9 protein-coding genes are annotated in these 6,780 nt (G+C 65.8%); 6 read left to right on the top strand and 3 right to left on the bottom strand.

The window, feature by feature from the left end; translation table 11 throughout:
* From H7A12_09270 to H7A12_09245, 6 genes are all read left to right on the top strand, one after another.
* Window positions 1-472 (top strand): SDR family oxidoreductase (locus H7A12_09270; protein ID MCP5320997.1); only part of this gene is annotated, 472 nt, incomplete at its 5' end.
* A gap of 30 nt (window positions 473-502) precedes the next feature.
* Window positions 503-2,230, top strand: a complete 1,728-nt coding sequence (locus H7A12_09265; GenBank protein MCP5320996.1) for a methylmalonyl-CoA mutase — start codon at window positions 503-505, stop codon at window positions 2,228-2,230.
* Window positions 2,231-2,232: 2 nt separating this feature from the next.
* A complete protein-coding gene (locus H7A12_09260; protein MCP5320995.1) occupies window positions 2,233-2,652 on the top strand; it encodes a cobalamin B12-binding domain-containing protein in 420 nt (139 codons plus the stop codon).
* The gene (meaB, locus tag H7A12_09255; GenBank protein ID MCP5320994.1) at window positions 2,649-3,605 is read left to right on the top strand and encodes a methylmalonyl Co-A mutase-associated GTPase MeaB; all 957 of its coding nucleotides are present in this window, start codon (window positions 2,649-2,651) and stop codon (window positions 3,603-3,605) included. Before H7A12_09260 ends, meaB begins: the two co-directional genes overlap by 4 nt.
* Window positions 3,606-3,623: 18 nt before the next feature.
* Window positions 3,624-4,280 carry an EthD domain-containing protein gene (locus H7A12_09250; GenBank protein MCP5320993.1) on the top strand — a complete coding sequence of 219 codons (657 nt, stop codon included), beginning with the start codon at window positions 3,624-3,626 and terminating at the stop codon, window positions 4,278-4,280.
* Window positions 4,281-4,316: 36 nt separating this feature from the next.
* Window positions 4,317-4,712 (top strand): hypothetical protein, encoded by a 396-nt coding sequence (locus H7A12_09245; protein MCP5320992.1) that lies wholly within the window; start codon window positions 4,317-4,319, stop codon window positions 4,710-4,712.
* 27 nt (window positions 4,713-4,739) lie between these two features.
* Here H7A12_09245 and H7A12_09240 read toward each other — a convergent pair whose 3' ends face one another.
* The 3 genes from H7A12_09240 to H7A12_09230 are packed head-to-tail and all read right to left on the bottom strand — an operon-like array spanning window position 4,740 to window position 6,695.
* Entirely contained in the window at window positions 4,740-5,003 is a 264-nt protein-coding gene (locus tag H7A12_09240; GenBank protein ID MCP5320991.1) for an acylphosphatase, read from the bottom strand.
* A gap of 2 nt (window positions 5,004-5,005) precedes the next feature.
* Entirely contained in the window at window positions 5,006-5,434 is a 429-nt protein-coding gene (locus tag H7A12_09235) for a TlpA family protein disulfide reductase (protein MCP5320990.1), read from the bottom strand.
* Between the two features lie 22 nt (window positions 5,435-5,456).
* Window positions 5,457-6,695: a YihY family inner membrane protein gene (locus tag H7A12_09230; GenBank protein ID MCP5320989.1), complete on the bottom strand. Its 1,239-nt coding sequence runs from the start codon at window positions 6,693-6,695 to the stop codon at window positions 5,457-5,459.
* Window positions 6,696-6,780 lie beyond the last annotated feature (85 nt).

The following is a 6,780-nucleotide window of genomic DNA, read 5'->3' as shown; positions in this document are numbered from 1 at the left end:
CTCCGAACCGGTGACCAGCACCACGCTCGAACTGTTCCGGCAAGTGCTCGAGGTGAACCTGGTGGGCACCTTCCTGTTCTGTCGCGAAGCCGTGCCGGCGCTGCTGGCCACGAAGGGCAACATCGTCAACGCGGCCTCGACGTCGTCGCTGTACGGGCATCCGTACATGACCGCCTACGCGGCCAGCAAGGGCGGTGTGTACGCCTTGACCCACTCGCTCGCCTGGGAGTTGCTGACCCGCGGGGTGCGGGTCAATGCGGTCGCGCCTGGCGGCATTACAACGCCAATGACGAAGGAGCAGGGCGAGCGCATGGGCGGGCTGGATCTGAGCCTGTTTGCCCATCTGTCGCGCCCCGATCGTGCCTTTGGCGGCCCGGAGAGTGTCGCCGGCGTGATCGCCATGCTCGCCTCCGAGGATGGCGCCCACATGACCGGTGAAGTCGTCAAGATGGACGGTGGCGTGCACAATTGAATCCGGTTGCGCCCGTGGGGGAGGTACGGCATGAACGTCCCGCATGATCCGTTGCGTCACTGCGACGATGAGCCCGGGCGCTGTGCCGAAGCCGAGGCACGCTGGCAGCGCGAGACGCGTGCACCGGCCGTCGCGGCGACCGGTGAGCGCCAGCCGTCGTTTCGCACCCAGACGATGGACTGGGAAGTGCCGCCGCTTGCCACGCCGCTCGACCTCGAGCGCTGCGGCTTCGATTACCTGCGTGACCTCGGCTTTCCCGGCGAGTACCCGTTCACGCGCGGCGTGGACCCCAACGGCAATCGTTCGCGGCTCTGGACCATGGCGCAGGTCACCGGCTTCGGCAAGGGCATGGCGTGGGCCGAGCGCGCACGCTACATGCTCGATCAGGGGCTGCAGGGCCTGATCCTCGAATACGATCTGCCGACCACCAACGGCTACGACAGCGATAACCCGCTGGTCGCCGGCGAGGTCGGGCGTGCCGGCATGGCGCTCGACAGCCTCGAGGACATGCAGGAGGCCTTCGATCTTCCGTTCGACAGGCTGAAATACCTGATGAGCGTGTGCAACGCGCCGCAGCCGGTGAATCTCGCGATGATCATCGCGGCGCTGGAGAAGAGAGGCGTCGATCCAGACGGCCTCGCGTTGCATATCGTGAACGGCATCCTGATCGAGTACACCTGTGTGGGGCGCTACATCTATCCGCCGCAACACGGGCTGCGCATCGCGACCGACTGTTTCGAGTACATCGTGCGCCACCATCCGCACTGGCAGCCGATCTCGATCATCGCTGCGCAACTGCAGCCCGCGCGCGCCAACGTGGTGCAGGAGCTCGCGTTCTCGGTGACCATCGCGATGGCGTACATCGACGCGATGCTGGCACGCGGCTTCGACATCGACACGGTCGCTCCGTACTTCCATTTCGTGATCAACGTCGACATGGACTTCTTCGAGGGGATCTGCAAGCTGCGCGCGTTCCGCAAGGTCTGGGCACGGCTGATGAAGGAGCACTACGGCGCGACGTGCCTCGAGGCGCTGAAGCTGCGCGTGATGACCTCGCCGAGTACCGCTTCGCTGACGCTGCAGCAACCGCTGAACAACATCGGGCGGCTCGCGATCATGGCCACGGCCGCCGCACTCGGTGGGGCCGGCGAGACGATGACCACGCCACTGCACGACGAGGCACACGCACTGCCAAGCGAGGAGGCGATCCGCGTCGGCGCGGCGATCCAGCATCTGGTCGCGCACGAGACCGGAGTCGCGGACACCATCGACCCGCTGGCCGGGTCGTATTACGTCGAATCGCTGACGCGGCGCATCGAGGACGAGTCATTCGCGGAGATCAGGCACATCCTCGCGCTGGGCGGGGCACTGCGCGCGATCGAGCAGGGCCATTTCCAGCGCGAGCTGGGCAACGAGCAGTTCCGGCGCCAGCGTGCGCTCGAGGACGGCAGCCGCAAGCAGGTCGGCGTGAACCACCTCGTCGTCGAACAGGAGCAGCGCGAGATCGGGATCTGGCGGCTCGAGCACGACATGGAGGAACAGCAGATCGCGAAGTTGCGCGCACTGCGCGCGCGGCGGGATACGCCGGCGGTGCAGAAGGCGCTCGAGCGTGTGCGCGAAGCTGCTCGCAGCGGTGAGAACCTCGTCGAACCGTGCCTGGCGGCAGTGCGCGTGTACGCGACACACGGCGAGATCTGCGACGCGATGCGTGATGTCTTCGGCGTCCATCACCCGGACAGCCAGACGGCGGGAGTCTGAACATGCCCGGAGCGCCGCTGCGGATATTGCTCGCCAAGCTGGGGCTCGATACCCACACGGTCGGCATCACGGTGATCGCGCATGCATTGCGCGATGCCGGTATGGAGGTGATCTTCACGGGTCTCAAGCAGACACCGGAGATGGTCGTCGCTGCGGCGATCCAGGAAGACGTCGACGTGGTCGGTGTCTCTTCGCTGTCGGCCGGACACCTGCGTTCGATCCCGCGCCTCGCCGAGCTGCTGCAGGCGCAGGATGCGGGCGACAAGCTGCTGATCGTCGGTGGCGTGATTCCCGTGGAGGACCAGCCGGTGCTGCGTGACGCCGGTGTGGCGCGGATCTTCACGATGGGTACCGCTACGCGCGAGATCGTAGATTACCTGCAGGCGTGGCACGCCGGGCGCGAGCAGACGCCGGCAGCATGAACGATCTGGTCGCCGGTGTACTCGCGGGGCGCATCGGTGCCGGCGCACGCCTGATCCGCTGGCTCGAAGACGAGGATCCGCGCGGGCGTGATGCGTTCGCTGCGATCCATCCGCACACGGGTCGCGCGCATCTGGTCGGTGTGACCGGAGCCGGTGGTGTCGGCAAGTCGACGCTGGTCGACATGCTGATAGCCGAGCAGCGCCGGCGCGGGCGGCGCGTCGGTGTGATCGCAGTCGATCCCAGCAGTCCGTTCAGCGGCGGTGCCGTGCTCGGTGACCGCGTGCGCATGCAGCGTCACGCGCTCGATGACGCGGTGTTCATCCGCTCCATGGGTACGCGCGGGCAACTTGGCGGCCTTGCGCGCAGCAGCTTCGATGCATCGATGGTGCTCGACGCGATGGGCTACGAGGTGATCTTCATCGAGACGGTCGGCGTCGGTCAGGACGAGATCGAGATCGCCGCACTCGCGCATTCCACGCTGGTCGTCACGGCGCCAGGGCTCGGCGACCAGATCCAGGCGATCAAGGCCGGACTGATGGAGGCGGGTGATCTATTCGTACTGAACAAGGCAGACCGCGACGGTGCGCTGCAAGCGCTCGCCGAGCTGGAAACCGCGCTGCGCCTGCGTGCGCGTTCGCCTGCAGGAGATGGGTGGCAGCCACCTGCGTTGCAGGCGGTGGCAACGCGTGACGAAGGAGGCGAGGCGATCGTCGATGCGCTCGATCGGCACGCCGCTCTGTTGCGTACTACCGGCAGATTCGCTGCGCAGAGCGGGCTGCGTGCACGCGCGGTGTTCCTGAAACTGCTGCGTGACGCGGCGGCGCAGCGGGTCGTCGATGCGGTGCAGGACCTTGCGGACATGGCAGCATTGTTCGACAGTGTGCAGGCGTGTCGCATCGACCCGCACACGGCGGCGCGACGCGTCGTCGCACGGATCCGTATCGCGGATTGAAACCGGAGGTTCCACGACATGAAGTCCGTCTGCTTGCTTACGCGTCGCGCAGGGACTGCCCGGGCGGCATTTCGGGACTATTACGAAACCCGTCATTGCCGGCTCGGGATGAAGTACTACCCGTTCGCGAAGTATCTGCGCAATCACGTCGTGGAATCCGCGCAGGACATCGATTTCGACTGCGTGTCGGAGTTCTATATCGAGGATGGCCGACTGAGCGTCGATCCGAAGCAGACCGCCGCGGGTGAGATCCTGGACGCCGACGAACGCAGCTTCATGGAGCAGCGCCTGATCAGGCCGGCGCGCGCCGAGGAAACGATCCTTTTTGGTCCGCCACGCGACGTTGCAGCGCCTGGCACGCGGCGACAGTTGTTGCTGCTGGATCCTGCAGCGGGGATCGACGATGGGGTTTTCGCAACGGCGATCTCCGACTGGGCGAACGCGATCGCGAATCTGCCGGGAGTGGTGCGGATCAGTCTGGATCGCGTGCTGCCGTATGCACCCGGTCGCGCGTCGTTTCCGTGCCAGGCCATGCTCAGCGTGTGGCTCGGCGTGGGTGTGTCTGCGCTCGAACTGCCGGGCGCACCGGCGACGATCCAGTTGCGTGTGGCGCTGCTGGCCGACGTCTGCGAAACTCCGCCCGCGGAAATCATGGCCTTGTACGATCCTTCGTAGGCCGGGTTCTGCAACGACATGAAGGGAGGTTTCACCATGATTGCCGACCTGGGCCGCCGTGCGCCATGGCTGTCGCTGTGTTTCATGATTGCGCTGCACGCGTTTGCCGAAACGGCGGACGTGGAACTGCGCCCCGGCTACGTCGATCCCGACAGCGGAATCAAGGTCGAGGACATCGTCGTGCTGCCGGAGCAGGACATGCAGGCGGTGCATCTCGCGATACCGCAGCGCGAGCAGCCGATCGACGAGCTGATCGTGACTGCGCGGCGGCGTACCGGCGAGACGGTGCTGCAGCTCAAGCCGCACGAATTCGTGCGTGACTACGATCATGGCTACTACGGCCTGGTGATCTATCTCGGACGCAACGAGAGCAAGCCCTTGCGTCTCTATCTCGACGCTGCGCAGCAGCGCCCGGGTGCAGTCACGCCATGACGCGGACCGGTTGGCAGCGGATCGTCGTCAGCCAGTGCGGAAATCTGCGGGTTTCGCGCACTCCACCCGCTCCGTCACCACGTCCGTGACCCGCGACCAGCGGGGTCCGGTGCGTAACCGCGCCAGCAAGTCCTGCAACGCTGCCTCGCTACCGCAGGCGAGCACCTCGACGCTGCCGTCGGGCAGGTTGTGGGCGTGGCCGTGAATTCCCAGCTCGCGGGCTGCGGATCGGGCAAAGGCACGGTAGCCGACACCCTGTACGGTACCGCTGACGCGAACGAGCAGGCACATGGTCAAGACCCTCCGATTGCAGCCGTGAGCTTCGCGACAGTCTGAGCACCGCGCAGCGTCGCGCGCAGGGTGCCGTCGGGGGCGATCACGAAAGTCGATGGCAACACCTGCGGGCGTTCGAGCCCGAGCTCGCGCGCCGGATCGTGCTCCAGCAGCAGTGCGGTCGGTATGCCGAGACGTGTCGCCTGCGCGCTCAGTTCCGGTTCCTTCACATCGTCGAAATTCACCAGCAGTACACGCGCGCGCTCCGTGTTCGCTGCGGCAAAGGCGGCCAGTTCAGGAATTTCCTCGATGCACGGCCGGCACCACTCCGCCCAGTAATTGACGAGCAGCCACTGCCCCGGCGCGGCAAGCGACGTCTGGCTGCCGATCGGCGCTTCGCTGCGTGAACATGCTCCGAGGTTCAGTACGCACAGCGCCAGCACGATCATGCCGGCCTGCAGGCTGCGTCGATCAGGTATGGGCAGCATCGCGTTCCCCGGGTGGTTGCTCGTTGAAGAGTTCCTCGAGATTCGGTGCCAGGATTTCCTGCGTTCTCGTGCTGGCCTGCTCCAGGCGCTCGAGGACGATGGTGCACCATGGTGGCAACTGCTGGCGCAGCGCCGCATCGGGAAGATCCTGCAGGCATCCGGCAAGGCGCTGCAGCGAGCACAACGTGATGCAGGCCGCATCGGTGCCGAGCATGTAGACCTCCGGCTGCGTTGCGACGATCAGTCGGGCATCGAGCAATGTGTCGCGCACGCGTTGCCACTGCACGGGATCGGTGCTGAACGCACCGAACAGCCAGTCCTGGCGCAGGATATCGCGCTCGGGCAGCGCCGCGCCCTCGCGGTGCAGGCGGTACAGTCGCTCCAGCACGCCCAGCATCAGCAACAGATCCGGCAACGGCTGGATCCGCCGGCTGCGCCACGTCGATAGTGCGTGCACGAACTCCGCACCGCCGAGCAGGATCTGCCACGAGATGTGCAGCCAGAGCAGGAACAGCGGCAGCGCTGCGAAGGTGCCGTAGATCAGTGCGTAGTTGCCTCTGCCCACGAAGAGGCCGAACAGCGATTTGCCCGCTTCGAAGGCCAGCGTCGCGAGCAGTCCGCCGAGTGCGGCGTGGCGCAGTGGCACATGGCAGTTCGGCACCACGCGATACATCAGCGTGAACGTCGCGAACGAAAAGAACTGTGGCAACACGCCGAGTACCGAATCCAGCAGCCACTGGGTGCGTGGCGCACTGCCGAGAACCGACAGCGAAAACAGGTAGGTGCTGATCGCGAGCCCGGCGCCGAGCAGCAGTGGGCCCAGGCTGAGCACGGCCCAGTAGCTGAGAAAGCTCGCCAGTCCACGGCGGTCCCGTCGTACTCGCCAGATCACGTTGAACTGGGTCTCGACGTTGCGCAGCATCAGGTAGGCGGACACCACCAGCAGCACCGAACCGGCGGCGGTCAGCCGGCGTGCCTGCTCGGCGAAACTGCGCAGGTACTCCTGCACCTCGATGCCGGTCGATGGCACGAAGTGGCGGAATACGAAATCCTGGATCTGCTGATCCAGCGCGGAAAACGTCGGCACCAGCGACAGGATCGCATAGAACACCGTCAGCAGCGGCACCAGCGCGAACAGTGACACGAAGGTCAGCGCCGAGGCGCTGTGGCTGGTGCGATTCTCGTTCATGCGCGTGAGCAGGTAGCGCACGAATCCGTTCACATCGGCCGCGATGGCACGGATGCCGGTGTCTTCTGTCCTGGGTGGTCGCTGTGATCGGTACACGGTGGTCGTGGGCTATACTGCC

It is taken from the genome of Pseudomonadales bacterium, from assembly GCA_024234165.1.
Classification (GTDB): Bacteria; Pseudomonadota; Gammaproteobacteria; order Pseudomonadales; family UBA5518; genus UBA5518.
This window is presented reverse-complemented; position numbering and strand designations above follow the sequence as displayed.